Genomic DNA, 17,270 nt, shown 5'->3' on the forward strand with positions numbered 1-17,270 from the left:
AACTCAAGTTCCTTTTATCATATATTTTCTAGTCTTTCCGTAACAACATCCATGCTGCTGCGGCTCATTCTGTAAATTACATCTTCAAGAGTAATAAACTTCTTATTGTGAATGAATTTAAGGTACTTCGGTGTAAATCTCATCTTGATACCCTTGGGCTCAATTCCGCTGTTAACCTTGGTCTGTATAGTGTCACAGGTATCTGCTGCATCGTGAGCCATGCTCTTACTAAGGATACACAGAAGTGTCCCTGCGGTCCTTGCAAGTCCCTCAATATTCGGGTCATCTGAAACGTCAAGTGACTGAAGCGCTCCAACAGACCACTTTTTGAGATTACGGTAAATGCCGTATTCAAGGTCAAGCTCAACCAGTTTTTCATTGATGTTGTCGTAGAGCCACACTTCATTTCCCTTTACAAACATATCACTTACCTGGAAAAGATTTCCCTCAAACGGGAACTTTATCCCGGCAGCATCACATCCTGTAAGAAGTATATTTGAATTAACATTACTTACTCTTGTCTCGTTTTCAAACTCATCTTCATCTATTGTAAAATTGGGCTCCTGAATCTCTTCAAGATTTGGCTCTTCGCTCTTTACTTGCTCTTCAAAGTTTTTTTGCATATCAGGCGTAAGCTCTTCAAGCTCATCTTCCATGCCCTTTTTCTCAGATATCCGTTTTCTCTCCTCATGCCTTATCATGTATGAGCCAAAGCCCGGAGTCTGAACCGTAAACCTGTCAGTATTGCACTCTTCAAAAGGCCCTGCCACAGGGAAAATACCTCTTTTTCTCCCAAAGTAATCCCTGTCAAAAACAATCTCTGTCCCATCCGGATTCTCAAATCTCTGTTCAGGCTCAAATGCAGTTCCAAGTACTTCTGAGTTTACCATAGTTGCGATGTTTCTTGGAAGATATTCGTAAAGATTCGTATGAAGAGTATATCTTCCGCCGTCTTCTGCAACATAAAAGCTTATCTTGTGATCCAGGTCCACATGGCATTTCTCGTTCTCACAAGGCCTTGCTCCGTTAAAATAAGCATTTCCAGCCATATAAACAGGCAAATGGTCATAGTAGTGATCCTTTGAGCCGTTTTCAGAATTATTTCCATTCTGGAATGTCTTAAAATACTCGGCAGCAGAAGGATAGCTATTATACGGGCAGGTTCCACAGATAAAATTATTCATATCTATAGTATCAAGATTCCTTGCCACGCAATAGTCCAAAAGATCAGGTCTGACTGTCTTTTGAACAAAAATATTATTATAAAATCTTGCATCTCCGTGAAGAATTGTCATAAATCCCGCTATCTTAGTTGAGTGTGGGACATGGTACGGAGTATATCTGTCAGAAGCAAACCTCTTGCTTCCGTTGTCTGTGCCCTTTCCTACATAGGTAAAAGAACCTGCGATTATATTATGTACAAATGCAATTCCCTGAGTGCTGATCCTGCATGCAATATCCGACAAAAGAAGGTTATGATCAATCAGTGTAGGTCCATGGGATACCTCAATAAAAATATCTTCGCCAAGAGATAATCCCGAATCAATAACTGTCCCTACAGGTGGAACGTTGTCATGCAAAAAATTCTGAGTAACCCTGCTTCCCTGAGCTTCCCAGTCAAGCCATATTCCGCGGGTGCAGTGATCGATGTGATTTCTCCTTATCACTGTATCAATGGCAGCATGAAGCTTGATGCCTCCTATCTCTGCTCCCGCAAGATTATGCTTATTATTTATATGATGAATATGATTATCTTCTATTATACTGAAAGCACCGCCCATGTGTCCGACAATTCCGGTCTGTCCACAATCATGGATATCGCAGCGTCTTACTATGTGTGAGCCCACTGTTTCTTTATCCCAGCCTTCATTGACAGCCTGGCAGACAGTCTCTCTCTGAGTCTGAGTTCCGTCTTTTACCTTAAACTGGCTCCACTTATTGTTATTCCCCTTCTGGTAATACTTGCCAAGAGAAATTCCGCTGCACTTGGATTCAGAGATATCGCAGTCTTCAATTATCCAGCCCTTAGACCAGTTTGGACCTATCATGCCTTCCTGAACTGCAGTAGGAGGCGCCCACTGCGTAGCTGCGCATCTTATGCTAAAACCGGAAACCGTAATATAATCAAGCCCTGTCTTTTCCGGATAAAAGCAGGCTTTTCTCACAGATAATTCAACATTTTCTTCATTAGGATTCTTGTCCCCGAAGTTTGCATAGATAACCGTCTGATTGTTTTCCTGCGCCGTGTACCAGACGAACTCTGTAAACTCAGGATTCCAGGAACGATTATCCTTCTGAGGATGCATACAATTACCAATATCAAAAACCTCATACATCGATCTGCCGTTCAAAAAGATATCACCGGTATGAGGCGCATTTTCAGAATTTGCCAGCCAGTCCCCCTTGACAGTATCAACATAAGGGTTGTAGCTTCCAAAAAATTCATTGGGTATTCTTACCCTGTAGATATTCTCAAAAGCTTCCCAGTTCTTAAGTTCCTCTGCTCCTGAGATAACAGCTTCTGATCTTGTGGTGCTGATAAATGAAATACGTTTGTCCTGCGTCCCGGAATTAACAGGTCTAACCCATTCTCTGTAAACGCCCGGTCCTACAAAAACTGTATCCCCCGCTCTGGCAATCTGGGCTGCTTCCTGGATTGTCTTAAAAGGATGTCCAACGGTTCCATCGCCGCTTCTAAGCACATTCCCTGCTACATAAATCTGCATAATATCCCCTCCTTGCACAAAAAGCCTGTATCAATTTATAATGAATCTTGTGGCAGTATCAAAAGGTCATGCTGAAATTTTGGCCTATAAATAAATTATATCATGTTTTTATTCTTATAATTCTTGAAGAGGTGTAACAATGGGAAGAATGAAATTCATTTATGCAATAGCAATTTTAGCCGGTTTTATCCTTGCCGGCCTTCTTGTAAGTCTTATTGGAAAAGTAATGTAAAAAACGCCGACATCAGCCGGCGTTTAATTTCTTTTGTTTGTGAAGGTCTAAATCTGCTCTGGCAATGAATGCCTGCATTGAAATAGGCTCTTCATAGTCGTACTGGGCTATGCCAACGCTCACTGATAGTGGATACTGTACATTGTTATCATTTATGAGACGTCTCACATTATTCTTGATCTGATCCGCCAGCCATGTTGCTTCTGCTCTATAAGCCATTTCCGCAACAATCACAAATTCATCTCCACCATATCTGGAAACAAAAAATCTGCTCCTTGGTCCCTGACATGCATTTTTGATTGCGCCTGATATTCTGACAAGCGCTCTGTCGCCTTCACTTCGTCCATAACCGTCATTTATGCTCTTTAGCTTATCGACATCAACCATTAAGAGAAAAAGAGCAAGCCCCGGTTCAGGAACTCTCATTTTCTGTGCAAGGTACTTGTACATCTGATTCTTATTGTTGATCTGAGTCAGCGGATCAAGTGAAATAAGGTTATCCTGAATTGAAGTATAAATGTAAAAAACCGCTGCTACTGCCCCATAACATAAAAATGGGATTCTCCAGTAAATTGCCTGTAAAAGTCCAAGGACTACAGGTGCAACAGGAAATACACCAATCATAAAGTAAAGATTTCTCTCTGCGTATTTTTCTTTTGAAAAAGCTCTGACAAAAGCTTTAACTGATGCCGCTATCATATACGCAAATGGCACAATTATAAGTAATATATACAGTTTGCCATTTACAAGATTATTATTGTCATCAACGTAAAAAACAAGTCCTGTCCTGTAGGCTGTTACACAAAGGACTGTAGATAGCCACACCGGAATACTGAGTATAAGCTTCATCGGATCATTTTCCACAGCTTTGTCATTTTGCATTGCCTCTGACAAAAGGAACCATTGATATGATGCTACATTTAGTAAAACATATGTAAATACATTTGAAAGATAAAGAAGCGGCTTCGTAGATACTATTATGCCCCCATCTACTACCGCCCAAAAAATCTCTGCTGCGAAATAAAGGATAAGTACAAAAACAAGATTACCAAGATATACCTGAGATAATTGTTTATTTACACCATGATATATTTTAAAAAGAACTATCCCCAAAAGGAAAGCACATGCCAGATATGCTTCCACATAAAAATATACGTAGTTCAAAGCCGGTCCTCCCAGTAGAATTATCAAGTCGTAAAAACAATTTTAACATCAAAATAATTTTACGTGTTGCTATTTTTACAAATTTTATACATTCTTAATAAATACTGGGAAAAGAATCTCTATGCCCCACCGGATATGGCTTTCAGCGCCTCAAATTCTGATTCATAGACGCCTCCCATAGCCTGCAGATCTTCCCATGCGTACCAGGCTCCGCTAAGCTGCACCCCTCTTATGGAAATATCTGTGACAATAACCTGAAAAGGCTTGTGGTTAACCACAATATATGCAGTCCGGTTCAATCCAAATGGCATAACAAAGATATGTCCGGTATCAATCAGATGATTGATCTGATCAAGTGTAAAATTTTTGCTTAATGGCTGTGTTCTCAACATAGTATCGATTCCATTCTTTTATTACTGCTTTTGGTAAATACTAAATCTCGCCTTGCCAAGCTTCTTGGATTCATAAAGAGCTTCATCCGCAAGCTTATAAAGTTCCTGGAAATCCCACCCATTATCCGGGCAAAGCACTATACCAATGGAAACAGAAAAAACTTTCTTTAATTCCTCATTAGTACATTCTTTTAATATTTCTTTCTGAACCTTTTCCGCCATAGATACTGCGTCATGAGTTTCCTTAATATCCCCCATAAAAATCATAAACTCATCGCCGCCGATTCTGCCAACTACATCCATTCCCTTAAAGTTTCTAAGAAGAACTTTACCTATAAGAGAAAGCGCCTCATCACCCGTAGCATGTCCAAGTGTATCATTGACGTTTTTGAAATCATCCACATCCAATAGGATGAGCGCGCCCTTTTTCTCATTTTCCTCAAGGAATAAAAGATTCTTTGTAATCAGTTCCTCTGTCACGCCCTTGTTAAGAAGTCCTGTCAGCGAATCCTTATCCGCCCTAAGCTTAAGCTCTATCTCCTGAAGCTTTTGTTCATGGATATCCGAGATAAGCCCCAGCACATGGGTTACATACCCCTCTACTCCAAGAACGCTCATAATATTGCATTTATACCATCTGTATTCCTGCTTCTTTTTGGAAAAAGGCGATGCTACCCTGCACTCGAAGGAGTCCTGCATAGGTCTTTTCATCGCAATCTTTACTGCGTTTTTAAACATTTCCAGGTCATCGGGATGTATGCCTGAGTTCTGATATCGCTCGCTGAACCTGTCAACAAGCATGTTTCCTGATTCCATCCAACTTTTTCCGGTTCTTATCTCACATACATCATTTCTGACGTTGTAGTCAAAATTAATGCCGATATCCATAAGCTTGTTCATAAACTCATACTGAGTCATAAACTCTTCTTCAATGGATTTCTTTTCTGTAATATCCGTGATCGCGCAGACTATGGTGTTGATACTTCCTTTTCTCTCATAAAGATTTCCTCTTATCGCGATCCAGGATAGCTGACCATCTAGAGTAACATATCTGAACTCAACTTCTACCGAGCCGTTATCGCTTATTACATCTTTGATCCATTGCTGTATAAGCGGCATGTCATCCGGAATAACCGTCTTCATTGCATTAGTAAGAAGCATCATTCCGGCAGGCTTCGTCACTGACAGCATTCTAAAAAAACCATCATTAACATAAAGAAAGTTATACTTGCAAGTATCAACATCGTAATAAAATACGCATATTCCACCTATGTAATTATCAAGAATCTGTCCAATCTGTTCAGAATCAAATTCTTTCATATCACTTTATCTTTCTGTCAAATAGTGGCAATTCCACATATTCCTCGATGGAAACAGGTTGTGAATATAAAAAGCCCTGGAAAAATGCTGTGTCATAATCTGAAAGGATATCCCGCATCTGCGCCGATTCAATACCCTCAACTGTAGTTGTAACTCCGACATCCTTTGCACATTTTATGATCGCGCTTGCCACAATCTTTTTTCTCTCATCATTTTCAATGCCTTTAACAAAAGATTTATCAATCTTTATCCCGCTTACCGGAAGTGAAAGAAGAAGTTCCAGCGCTGAGAATCCGGTTCCGAAATCATCGATAAAAGCACCTATTCCATTTGATTTAAAGAAAATAATCTCATTGCGTAAAAAATTCTTATCAAGAAACCTGCATTTCTCAGTAAGTTCAAGGAAAAGTCTGTCAACCGGGAAATCAAGGTCTCTTACTATTTTCATAAAGTCTTTTCTAAAATTCTGACGTTCAAGCTGCATGTATGAAACATTTATGCTAAGCGAAATCTCAGGATATTTAGGAAGGACTATTTCTTTCCACAATTTCATCGCTGTCCTGAAAATCCATAACCCAAGGTCATAAAATATAGGATCATCCTCAAGCCATGCTATAAAATCTTCAGGAGGAACACTTCCAAAAGGATCCTTACTCCATCTCACAAGAGCCTCTGCGCCTTTAACTTCCTCATTAACTGAATCCACTATAGGCTGAAATACCAGCGAAAATCCCTGACATCCATTATTGATACTGTTTCTAAGCGCATTTATAAGTACAATTCTTTCATGGTTTTTATCAAGGTTACTTATGCTGAACACCTGAAGCTCGCCATGCTTTTCTTTCATGGATTCTCCAAGTCCTCTTATACCGTTGGTATAAACCGCCCTTTCATCGACATTGAAATTTACAACCTCAGTGTATGAACCTCCAAGAACCAATGTCACATCAATACCATCTATTTTTATGCCATGCCTTCCATACTCTACGAGTTCTTCGAATACCTGTTTCATCAGTTTAAATGAAAGCTCTGAGGAAACCAACGCAAATTTGGTTCCTCCGGCCTGGAAGGCCTCAGCCTCCGGATAATCAAAAAGGTGGTTTGCAAACTCTTTTAATACCTTATTTCCAAAATCGTATCCGTAAACATTATTGATCTCAGTAAAATTAAGGATACCGATAAACAGTACATTGTACTTCTGCTTTGCTTCCCTGTTTTCTCTTAGTACATCCAACAGTTTTTCTTTTGTAAAAAGACCTGTCACTGCATCAAATTCATTGGCAATACCATGATTATCAATGGTTCCCACAAAATATAATGGATTTCCATTTTCATCATTTATCGTCGAGCCAAAACAGCTGCAGACAACATATTCACCATCAGCATCCTTCGCCCTGTAGACCATATCATGCATCTGCGTTTTTCCGGAAAAGACATCTGCAATATCCTGGATAAAACGTTCCCTGTCATCAGGATGGATGTGTTCTCCCCAAATAACCCCGCCGCCAACCATTATGTCTGAAGGAAGCCCCATCTGCTCAACCATATTTTTCGAACCCTTCCATATATCCTGCTGTATATCACACACAAAGATATATCTATTCTTTGACGACTGTGCCAAAGCATCAAAAAACTTACTAAGCAGCATCATATTTTCCATTAGTTTCACCTCAGATTATGGGCATAGGCAAAAATACCTGACAGTATATTCTAATTATACTATCAGGCTTTTTTAGTGTAAATTCGTTTATAGTTATTTAATATTTCGGTATCTTTTCTATTATTAATGATAGAAAAAAGAAAAATTTAGAATTGAAAAATATCTTATTTTTGAGAATAATCACGTTCTCCGAAAATTCCGGTGCCAACTCTTACAAAGGTTGCCCCCTCTTCAATGGCTATCTGATAATCACCTGTCATTCCCATGGAAAGAGTATCCATGGAAACTCCTTCTATATTAAGTGCATTTATCTCATCCTTTAACTGGCGAAGTCCTCTGAAGTACTGTCTATTGCTTTCAGGTTCTGTAGTGTAAGGAGCGATTGTCATAAGTCCTCTAATACGAAGGTGCTTAAGTTCTGAGATTTCTTTTACAAAATCCTTAACTGCTTCCGGTGCAAGGCCAAACTTGGTATCTTCCCCTGCCATATTCACTTCTATAAGAACATCCATCACAAGATCATGCTTTGCAGCCTGCTTTTCTATCTCATCAGCAAGCTTTCTGTTATCAACGGAATGAATCATGCAGGCAACCCCGGGCAGATATTTCACTTTATTTGCCTGAAGATGACCAATCATATGCCATGAAAGAGGCTCTTTAATCTCAGCAGTCTTATCTCTTATCTCCTGAACCTTGTTCTCACCAAAAACCGTTATACCACAGCTCATTGCTTCTCTGATATCACTGACAGGTTTCGTTTTGCTGACAGCTATCAAAGTGACTTCTTTCCTGTCTCTTCCTGCCTTTTTGCATGCTTCTTCAATATTTTTTTCTACTATTTTTAAATTTTCTTTTATCATAATATCAAACATCTCTCCCATCAAATCCTTGATAAAACACTTGTAACATTATATCATATTAATATGATGATAGGGTCAAAAGGTCATAATGTATTCATGCTCGCATGATATACATTATGACTTTGAGACCCGCAAAAACATGAGGAAAAAGCATTTGCGCGGATTCCGAATGTTTTTAGACTCGCGAGAGTTACTTGTAACGGAGCAAGTCGTATCATCAGGCGATTTAATTTGGCCATTGGTTTACCGTTTCTCTCACAAAGGTTTCGTTTTCAAATTTGGGGGATAATCCATGAAGGTTAGCGATATTGCAGGCGGATCTGATGTTAAAATACATGCATGTATCAATAAGCACAACGTCGTTCTCATGACTGAAGCTATTTTCGGTGTTGAGTCCGGTCTGTTAGTAAAGCCAATGGAATACTTTGGCAGATATATGCAATTTCTTGAGCCTTCACAGGTCCAGATTCGAAACAAAAGAGATGGCCGTGTCTACAATTTCATGTCTACATCTATCACACCTGTAAAAACCAGGTATGGTAATTTCCATCTTATTCGCTGCTCTTCTGCTCTGGATCCTGAAAACAGCAGAAAATCCGAGCGTTTCAACATTGAAAAACTCGGTGTTTTCAGAATTAATGGCAACTCTGCCACCATGAAGAACTGCATCGTACATGATCTTTCAATGCGAGGCATGTCTCTCATCGTCGATAATGCTTCAAAATGTAAAATCGGTGATCAAATTGATGTAACTTTCAGATACGACAACACTTTGCACAATTACGAAGTCAGCGCCGTTATCGTCAGAATGTTTGCTGTAAAAAACAAGCCTGCCATTGGCTGTAGTATTTCAAATATGAACGTGGACCTCATCGGTCTATTAAACAATAAAAAAACTGAAAAATATGGCACCCCTGAGCCTGAAGTCAAAGAAACTGAAAGACCTGCTCCAGACCTCAATCCAGAAATCTCACAGAAACAGCAGATTCTTGAAGTTGAAGAGGATATCGCCAAACAGCTTATTCCGGAAAAGAATTCTCCTAAGCGTGTATTAAATGCCAATCCTCTTGATCCTTCCCTTCTGGAGCACATAAGCTCAGATGAAAAAACAGACAAGCGCCGCAGAAGGGAACATTTAATGGCAGAACAGGCAAAGGCCATAGAAAACCTTTTGGATCTAAGGGATGTGTAAAATATAAGAGCTTTGGAAGAGAATAGTTGAACTATCCTCTTCTAAGGCTCTTTCTTATTTGAATAAATCATTGTCATTCTTAACAATTTATATTCATCATCTCACAAAAGCCGCAGTAAACGAGCATTTCTGTATGAACAGTAACATAATATATGGCTATGAACATATAATGTATTATATATTTACATGTATGTGTATATATTTTTATACGATAATTGTGTATTTTCCACATATAGTTATCATTTAACACCATTTCTTTATCTATATTCACTACTATTTCTTTATATTCACAATGAAATAATAATAAATTATACAATTATTATGTATTTTTTATAAAGTTTTTATATCTTTTTCTATTTTTATGTTGTATAATAAATTTATCAACAAGAGAGATACACAACAAACGGGAGTAAAGACGAGGACAGCTGAGATAGCGATGCTTTATCGAAGCCTAGCCTTAGGTCTATAAACGGAACATTTCAGCTAAGGTAGCTTACGCTTTACTGATGCGTAGAAATGTAAAATATTAAAGAGGTATCAAGAGCGGCTTAAGCTTCACTCAAGGGTATCACCACTCCACAGCAAATGTGACGTATGTTTCACACAAGCCCAGGGAAATTCAAAAGACCAGCTTTCGAGCTGGTCTTTTTTTGTGCATATATTTTAAATCTAATGGCTGTATTAATACTAATCTCTTTACCGTTCTTACGCTTAGTATTTTTCCCCACTCGATTCATATTCACTCTACTACTTCTAAGGTAGCTACTTACACAATACAATATCTGCCTGGGATGCTCAATTTATCACACTCTCCCCAATTGCATGCGATAGTATTTCTCGTACAAGCCGCCCTGTTTCACAAGTTCTTTATGCGTTCCTCTCTCCCTGATTCCATCACCGTCAAGGACAATGATCTCGTCCGCACCAAGTATTGTAGACAACCTGTGCGCAATTGTGATTGTAGTTCTGCCAACCGACAATTTATCAAGGCTTTCCTGAATATAACGCTCACTCTCATTATCCAAAGCACTGGTCGCCTCATCAAGAATCAGAATTGGCGGGTTCTTAAGGAAAACTCTCGCAATCGCAATTCTCTGTTTCTGTCCACCGGATAGCCTTGCTCCTCTTTCTCCCACCTGAGTCTCAAAACCATTCGGAAGACTTTCAATAAACTCCAGAAGGTCAGCCTTTTTAGCAGCTTCAACAATTTCTTCCATCGTTGCCTGTGGCTTTCCATAGGCAATATTCTCTTTTACCGTTCCATTAAAAAGATATACGTCCTGCTGCACAATACCTATGAATGAGCGAAGAGATTTCTGTGTAACATCTCTGATGTCTCTTCCGTCAATCTTAACGCTTCCACTCGTCACATCATAAAACCTTGGAAGAAGCGAACAAAGCGTAGTTTTGCCGCCTCCGGAGGGTCCCACTATCGCGACAGATTTGCCTGCCTCAACATGAAGGTTTATATCAGAAAGAACCGCTTCATCATTTTCATAGGAAAAAGATACGTTCTCGTAGTCAATAACGCCTTTGACTTCACTAAATTCTCCTGCATCTTCTCTATCAACGATTGAAGGCACAGTCTCGATTACTTCAACAAATCTTTCAAATCCCGCAAGTCCCTTTTGAAGCTGCTCAGTAAATTCCACAAGCACATTAACAGGATTTATGAAAATATTGATGTACAGCGCATAGATTGCCAGGTCTTCTCCGGTCATCTGGCCCTTTGCAATAAAAAAACCTCCTGCCACAAGAACAGTTATAAACATCATTCCTTCAAAGAAATTGTTGCCGGAATTGAAAATAGCCATCTGCCTGTAGTTGGCATTTTTTGAATCAAGAAACTCAAGATTGCTCTTATCGAATTTTTCTTTTTCAATATCTTCTCCGGTAAAAGACTTAACTACCCTGATACCCCCCAGCGTATCTTGAAGTGATGAATTGATTCCCGCAATCTTTTTCCTGTTGTCCCTAAACGTTGTGCGCATCTTTCTATTTTGGAAAATCGCAAATATTGCCATGCAGAACACAACCGCAACAAGACAGATCGTCATAGGCACATTTATCCTCATAAGAAGAATGAATGAGCCCACTATTTTTACAACAGAAATAAAAATATTCTCAGGTCCATGATGCGCAAGCTCAGAAATATCGAACAGATCCGATACAAGCTTACTCATCATTTCGCCTGTATTATGCGTATCGTAATAGGAAAAAGAAAAAGCCTCGAACTTATCAAAAAGCTCTCTCCTCATTCCCGATTCCATCCTGGCTCCCATCATATGCCCCTGGTATGTCACATACCATCTGCACAGCGAGCGGACTACATACATTGCAATCAAAAGAACTGCTATTATACCAAGTCTTTGCATAATGATTTCCGGCTCTTCAAGAAACAGCGTAGCTCGAAGTATCCTTAAAAACTGCGGAAATGTCAGATCAATCACTGATAATATCGAAGCACACAAAAGGTCAAATAAGAACACTCCGATATATGGTTTATAGTATGGGATAAATTTTCTGATAAGATTCATGTCGTCTCCTGTAGAATGTAATTTTTGCCAAAGAAAAAGCATGTACTTTGAATTATAAAGCACATGCTCTTGGGTTTGCAAACTATTCTGAACATGCACACTCCTTCTTGTTTTTTATTTTTGCATATTCATCTGTAATTGGTGATGCATCTTATTATCACTGTTATCAGCAAAATAAAGCTCTATATTTTTCGCGATTTAAGATTTTTTAATTTCATTTTAGGTACTACCATGATAATTGTAGTAGAACACCTTCACACCAAAATGGAGGAAATAAATATGTATGAGGTAGATAAAAGAGAAATACAGGAAGCAATAGAAGCTGCTGATGTTGCACTTGACCATCTTTATAGAGCAAAGAAAAGCCTTTCAAGTGCAAGTGGCTGGGGACTCTTTGATACTCTTGGCGGCGGTTTTATAAGTGGTCTTATCAAGCACGCCAGGATGGGTGATGCTGAAGCCGAGATTGATGCTGCCAAGAAAGCACTTGAAAGGTTTTCAAAAGAGCTAAGGGATGTTAACGGATACTCTTCCATCCATATCAATGGACTTCTTACTTTTGGTGACCTTTTCTGTGATGGTTTCCTTATGGATGTTATCGTACAATCACAGATTGGAAAGGCCAAAAGAGATTGTGAACAGACAATAGAACAGGTTACAAGAATAAAGCATGACTTACAGGCCATGCTCAGATAAAAGATTATTACCACTTTCGTTTAAAGTCGCAATTTGCGACTTTAAACGTTCCGGTAGCTGATTGGGTGGGCCTTTTACATATGCTGCATAGTCGTCATTGTTATCTAGCAGTGTATCTTATTTATCTTTTCCTTTAGTGCGTTTTCAAATTCTTCTTCAAAAGCTTTTTCTTGTGGGCTACCTATCTGAGGAATGCTGACCATTTCTTTTTTCCATGAAGACAGATAAATAGCATTTGATAAAAGAAGACTCTTTCTTCCTTCTCTTCCATCAGCTATACTTTTCCCTTCTCCACTTATCTCACCAGCAAAAGAATTTAAAACTTTTACGTAAGGTGTAGGCTCACTGTCCGGTCTTATCTCTGTCCATGTTCCATTTATTTTTCGGAAAAAGTCGGTAGATGTTTTCTTATAGTCTGCTTCTTTTCCGCCCATCTCCTGCTCTAATTCACCAATCCTGATGATACCATTTTCGCAGACAACAAGTGCTTCTTCTAATGAAATCTCTAGTCTGTTGATGTCTGGAGCATCTCCCGTGGAAGTAATGAATGTTCCTGTTGCTCCATTATCCCATTCCATATATGCGGTCACATCATCTTCCACTTCAATATCGTGAAATCTTCCTTCATGACAGAATCCCTGAACCCTTACTGGGCTTCCGCAAATCCACTGAAGAAGATCCAGATTATGTGGGCACTGGTTTAAAAGAACTCCGCCTCCATCTTTTTCCCAGGTTGCATGCCATGAGCTTGATTTATAATATTGCTCAGGGCGATACCAGTCGGTTACTACCCAGTTCACTCTCTTGAGAGCACCATATTTCCCACTTGAAACAATTTCTTTTAACTTGATATAAACCGGAAGTGTTCTCTGGTTAAAGACCATTGAAAAGATTTTTCCTGACCTGTCAGCAGCTTCTTCCATGAGCCTCGCCTGCCTTGAATATACTCCGGATGGTTTATCACAGAGTACATGAAGATTATTCTTAAATGCTCTTACTGCAATCTCTTCGTGAGCATAATGGGGAGTTGCTATTATCACAGCATCAATATTAAGCTCCCCATTTTCAACAGCTTCAAAGAGCATATCTGCACTTTCAAAGACCGGCACTCCGTCTTCTAATGATTTATGAAGAAGTTTCTTGTATGGTTCCTTTAATCTTGTAAGGGCAGCAAGTTTCATTCCATTTACAAGACCATCTTGCAGAATGGATGCATATTTGCTTCCCATATTTCCAACACCTATAACAGCTGTTCTTATCATTTATGTTACCTTCCTGAATATATATAATTTCCCCATTCATAGGATATAAAAATAAGGCGAAGCCGACAAGGGCTTCGCCAATTAGAATCATAGATATGAAATGCTTACAACGTTAATTATAGTAATATATCCCACTTATTCCATAACTCGAATAGCATGATAAGCTTCATGAATAGCTGTAAGTATCTTTCTTGGAGCAATTGCATCACCAACAACTGTAACGTCTTCATAGCATTCTTCAAGTACATCTTCAAGTTGGTTATTAGCTCTGAAGCCTGCTGCATTAAGAACACTGTCGCAGTTAATTGTTGTCTGCTTGCCATCTTTTTCAAAAGTTAAACTGTCTTTTGTGATCTTAAGAACCTTGGCGCCAGCTTCGACCTTAACACCACGTTCTTTTACCATCTTTCTAAGATGCTGATCGTTGTTGAGACAGTGCGCTGCTGTATAAAGAATATCAGGAAGCATCTCAACAATAGTTACTTCTTCTGCATTTACAGCAATATCACAAGCTGCCTCTGTTCCTGCAAGGCCACCGCCTATTACTACTACTTTTTTACCAACACATGCTTTATGTGTCAGATAATCGCTAACAAGAATTGTATTCTCGATGCCCTCAATAGGAGGAATCACCGGAGAAGCACCTGCAGCAAGAATAACCTTATCAAAGTTTCCACCTTTTACATTTTCAGCTGTTGCTACCTTATTGAGTTTAATATCAACTCCGGACTTGTAACACTGTATTTCAAGATGTCTGATGAGACGAAGAACATCTGATTTGAAATCAGGACCGCCGGCTGCCCATAATGTTCCGCCAAGTCGTGATTCTTTTTCCCAAAGCTGAACATTCCATCCACGTTTTCTCGCTGTTATAGCAGCTTCCATACCTGCAGGGCCACCACCGATGACAAGAATATTTTTTACGCTGCCATCCGGCTTAGGAAGCTTGAATGATTTTTCTGCATAGCAAAGCGGATTAACAGCACAATAGTAGTGCTTTCCGGAAAAGCCTGCAAGAAGACATTCATTACATCCAACACAAGGTGTGATATCCTCAAGATGTCCTGATTTAACCTTGGTTGGCCAATATGGATCAGCAAGCATCTGATGACCAAGTCCTACATAATCAACTATTTCATCTTCTATTGTCTTTTTTGCAACTTCGGGTTTAAGCTGTTTTCCGTCGCCGAGTACTGGGATATTTACAACCTCTTTAATTGCTTTCTGTGCATCAATCTTATGTGCATCCTTACTATAAACAGTGGTAATTGCCTGGAACCACTCCTCATAACATCCTGTATCAACATGAAGCGCTGTAATGCCTGACTTTTCAAGGATCTTTGCCATTTCGATTCCTTCGTCAATAGTACGGAATCCTTCTACTCTATGGATAGGAGTGAATTTAACGATTATTGGGAAATTCTTAGGCACATTCTTCTGGATTGCTTCAATACATTCAAGGGTAAATCTCATTCTGTTTTCAAGGCTTCCACCATATTCGTCTGTGCGGTTGTTCCACTGTACTGATTGGAACTGGTCAAGTAGATATCCGCCATAAGCATGAAGCTCAATAGCATCTGCGCCTGCATTTATAGCAAGTGAAGCTGAATAACCAATCTTTTCAACAAGATATTTGATATCCTCTTTTTCAAAAGGCTTGCATATAAGATCTGGGAACCAGAATGAACTTACGCTACCTGCACTGTAAGGTGCTGTAAATGGATCAGTAAACTGCTGCCTTCCAAGACCTGGTGAAAGCTGTACACAAACCTTTGCTCCATAATGGTGACATCTTTCAATAAGCATGTTCAAGCGTTCAACATGATGAAAATTTGATAGCTCTGTACATGGTCTGGGCTCATACTTTGTTGAAACAACGTTTGCGCCTGTAATGATGAGTCCTGCGCCACCTTTTGCTCTTTCTTCAAAATAGTCAATACCTTCATTACAATAGGAACCGTCTGCCTCTCCTGTTGTCCCCATTGGTGACATGAAGATTCGATTCTTAAGCTTCATAGACCCCAGTGTAGTTTTGTCGAATAAACTGTGTGACATACATATCCTCCTTTTTTACCTTAGTAAACGAACATTTGCCATAGGTAAATTATCGCGTTAAAAAGGGTATGTTGTCAAATATAAATAGGGCATATTGCACAAATTCATTCTTTTAAACAAATTTAATATGTTACTTTTATACAGTTTCACAAAGCGATTTTTATGAGATAAATTAAAGATATTTAACTGTATACCGCAAAAGAAGTATGTGATATCATATCAAAGTAAATATTTTTTTACCATAGTAAAGGGATATAAAATGAAGCAGATAACTAAGGAAACAATCAGAAACACAACAATAGAACTTATCAGGAAAAAGGGATATGCAAATGTTACAATAAACGATATTTGTGAATCTTGTGATATCACTAAACCAACCTTTTATAAATATGCCGGTTCAAAAGACGAACTGATTTTGGATTTATATGACACAACTATAACAGAGCTGATTTCAGATCCATTCTATTTCATTGAAGCTGATTCATCATTTGAGCAGCTTATATATATCTTTTCAAAACTCATTGGGGATACCATGTCATTTGGCAGTGATCTTTTTAGCCATATGATAATATCTAATCTTCAGGAAAACCATCACAGCCTTGATATGAGAGATTCGCTAACAAGAATGTGTGAGCTTATAATTAAAAAAGCACAGCAAAAAGGGGAGATTAGAAACTCTAACTCCCCTGAGATTCTATATAATGTACTTGCTCACACCTTTACAGGGCATGAGGTAAAATGGTGCATCAGCAAAGGCACCAGTAATGATTTTGAAAACTTCTTTCTCGGGCTTAATGCAATACTGGATGTTCGTGATGACCTGAAGGACTTATATAAGAAATACCTTCCACAAGGATAAGAATAAACTCTCTAATGAGTCATTTGCTCACGAAATGTGCAGCATAGTGTTGCATTTTTTGTCTGAACAGTAACCTGTTCTTAGCCAGCAAAAATATTGTTCTCACCGCAGTGTTCGCATATAGCGTGATCACCGCTTATGTCTACTGTGATGTTCTCATGACAATGATGGCAGGATATCTGCATCATCTGAGCCTTTGATAGATTATCATTTGTATTTATTTTAACTGTTCCCATATTTGCAGTAATAATAGTAGCCATAACAAGTACTGTAATTTTTCTCATAAATCCCATTCCCATATTCATACATCTCCTT

The 17,270-nt window shown here is 38.9% G+C and carries 13 protein-coding genes; 3 read left to right on the forward strand and 10 right to left on the reverse strand.

Annotated elements, in window-relative coordinates:
* Window positions 1-17: 17 nt before the first annotated feature.
* From BM086_RS01940 to BM086_RS01965, 6 genes are all read right to left on the reverse strand, one after another.
* A complete protein-coding gene (locus BM086_RS01940; protein ID WP_092322596.1) occupies window positions 18-2,726 on the reverse strand; it encodes a right-handed parallel beta-helix repeat-containing protein in 2,709 nt (902 codons plus the stop codon).
* 244 nt (window positions 2,727-2,970) lie between these two features.
* Window positions 2,971-4,122 (reverse strand): GGDEF domain-containing protein, encoded by a 1,152-nt coding sequence (locus BM086_RS01945; protein WP_092322599.1) that lies wholly within the window; start codon window positions 4,120-4,122, stop codon window positions 2,971-2,973.
* A 119-nt stretch (window positions 4,123-4,241) separates the two neighbouring features.
* On the reverse strand, window positions 4,242-4,514 hold the full coding sequence (locus BM086_RS01950) for a hypothetical protein (RefSeq protein ID WP_092322601.1): 273 nt from the start codon (window positions 4,512-4,514) through the stop codon (window positions 4,242-4,244).
* A gap of 21 nt (window positions 4,515-4,535) precedes the next feature.
* Complete coding sequence (locus BM086_RS01955) at window positions 4,536-5,834, reverse strand: sensor domain-containing diguanylate cyclase (RefSeq protein ID WP_092322604.1); 1,299 nt, start codon at window positions 5,832-5,834, stop codon at window positions 4,536-4,538.
* Window position 5,835: 1 nt separating this feature from the next.
* Entirely contained in the window at window positions 5,836-7,494 is a 1,659-nt protein-coding gene (locus BM086_RS01960; protein WP_092322607.1) for an EAL domain-containing protein, read from the reverse strand.
* Between the two features lie 164 nt (window positions 7,495-7,658).
* Complete coding sequence (locus BM086_RS01965; RefSeq protein ID WP_092323510.1) at window positions 7,659-8,354, reverse strand: YggS family pyridoxal phosphate-dependent enzyme; 696 nt, start codon at window positions 8,352-8,354, stop codon at window positions 7,659-7,661.
* Between the two features lie 292 nt (window positions 8,355-8,646).
* Here BM086_RS01965 and BM086_RS01970 point away from each other — a divergent pair, with 292 nt between their 5' ends.
* Complete coding sequence (locus tag BM086_RS01970; protein WP_092322610.1) at window positions 8,647-9,546, forward strand: PilZ domain-containing protein; 900 nt, start codon at window positions 8,647-8,649, stop codon at window positions 9,544-9,546.
* 803 nt (window positions 9,547-10,349) lie between these two features.
* Here the strand turns inward: BM086_RS01970 and BM086_RS01975 are convergent.
* Window positions 10,350-12,083 carry an ABC transporter ATP-binding protein gene (locus BM086_RS01975; RefSeq protein WP_092322613.1) on the reverse strand — a complete coding sequence of 578 codons (1,734 nt, stop codon included), beginning with the start codon at window positions 12,081-12,083 and terminating at the stop codon, window positions 10,350-10,352.
* 279 nt (window positions 12,084-12,362) lie between these two features.
* Between BM086_RS01975 and BM086_RS01980 the strand changes: the two genes are divergently transcribed.
* Complete coding sequence (locus BM086_RS01980) at window positions 12,363-12,779, forward strand: hypothetical protein (RefSeq protein WP_092322616.1); 417 nt, start codon at window positions 12,363-12,365, stop codon at window positions 12,777-12,779.
* Window positions 12,780-12,883: 104 nt separating this feature from the next.
* On the opposite strand, the gene BM086_RS01985 is transcribed toward BM086_RS01980, so the two are convergent.
* Both BM086_RS01985 and BM086_RS01990 read right to left on the reverse strand, forming a co-directional pair.
* Window positions 12,884-14,041: a Gfo/Idh/MocA family protein gene (locus tag BM086_RS01985; protein WP_092322619.1), complete on the reverse strand. Its 1,158-nt coding sequence runs from the start codon at window positions 14,039-14,041 to the stop codon at window positions 12,884-12,886.
* 135 nt (window positions 14,042-14,176) lie between these two features.
* The gene (locus BM086_RS01990; protein ID WP_092322622.1) at window positions 14,177-16,096 is read right to left on the reverse strand and encodes an NAD(P)/FAD-dependent oxidoreductase; all 1,920 of its coding nucleotides are present in this window, start codon (window positions 16,094-16,096) and stop codon (window positions 14,177-14,179) included.
* Between the two features lie 259 nt (window positions 16,097-16,355).
* Between BM086_RS01990 and BM086_RS01995 the strand changes: the two genes are divergently transcribed.
* Entirely contained in the window at window positions 16,356-16,955 is a 600-nt protein-coding gene (locus tag BM086_RS01995) for a TetR/AcrR family transcriptional regulator (protein WP_092322625.1), read from the forward strand.
* 80 nt (window positions 16,956-17,035) lie between these two features.
* On the opposite strand, the gene BM086_RS02000 is transcribed toward BM086_RS01995, so the two are convergent.
* A complete protein-coding gene (locus BM086_RS02000) occupies window positions 17,036-17,260 on the reverse strand; it encodes a hypothetical protein (RefSeq protein WP_141107687.1) in 225 nt (74 codons plus the stop codon).
* Window positions 17,261-17,270: the final 10 nt, after the last annotated feature.

Source organism: Butyrivibrio sp. YAB3001, assembly GCF_900112195.1.
Lineage (GTDB): Bacteria > Bacillota > Clostridia > Lachnospirales > Lachnospiraceae > Butyrivibrio.

Excerpts from the sequence above, each read along its gene's own strand:
- BM086_RS01985 (WP_092322619.1), bottom strand. The coding sequence starts at position 14,041 with ATGATAAGAACAGCTGTTATAGGTGTTGGAAATATGGGAAGCAAATAT.
- BM086_RS01980 (WP_092322616.1), top strand. The coding sequence starts at position 12,363 with ATGTATGAGGTAGATAAAAGAGAAATACAGGAAGCAATAGAAGCTGCT.
- BM086_RS01950 (WP_092322601.1), bottom strand. The coding sequence starts at position 4,514 with ATGTTGAGAACACAGCCATTAAGCAAAAATTTTACACTTGATCAGATC.
- BM086_RS01970 (WP_092322610.1), top strand. The coding sequence starts at position 8,647 with ATGAAGGTTAGCGATATTGCAGGCGGATCTGATGTTAAAATACATGCA.
- BM086_RS02000 (WP_141107687.1), bottom strand. The coding sequence starts at position 17,260 with ATGAATATGGGAATGGGATTTATGAGAAAAATTACAGTACTTGTTATG.
- BM086_RS01960 (WP_092322607.1), bottom strand. The coding sequence starts at position 7,494 with ATGGAAAATATGATGCTGCTTAGTAAGTTTTTTGATGCTTTGGCACAG.
- BM086_RS01990 (WP_092322622.1), bottom strand. The coding sequence starts at position 16,096 with ATGTCACACAGTTTATTCGACAAAACTACACTGGGGTCTATGAAGCTT.
- BM086_RS01965 (WP_092323510.1), bottom strand. The coding sequence starts at position 8,354 with ATGATAAAAGAAAATTTAAAAATAGTAGAAAAAAATATTGAAGAAGCA.
- BM086_RS01955 (WP_092322604.1), bottom strand. The coding sequence starts at position 5,834 with ATGAAAGAATTTGATTCTGAACAGATTGGACAGATTCTTGATAATTAC.
- BM086_RS01995 (WP_092322625.1), top strand. The coding sequence starts at position 16,356 with ATGAAGCAGATAACTAAGGAAACAATCAGAAACACAACAATAGAACTT.
- BM086_RS01940 (WP_092322596.1), bottom strand. The coding sequence starts at position 2,726 with ATGCAGATTTATGTAGCAGGGAATGTGCTTAGAAGCGGCGATGGAACC.
- BM086_RS01975 (WP_092322613.1), bottom strand. The coding sequence starts at position 12,083 with ATGAATCTTATCAGAAAATTTATCCCATACTATAAACCATATATCGGA.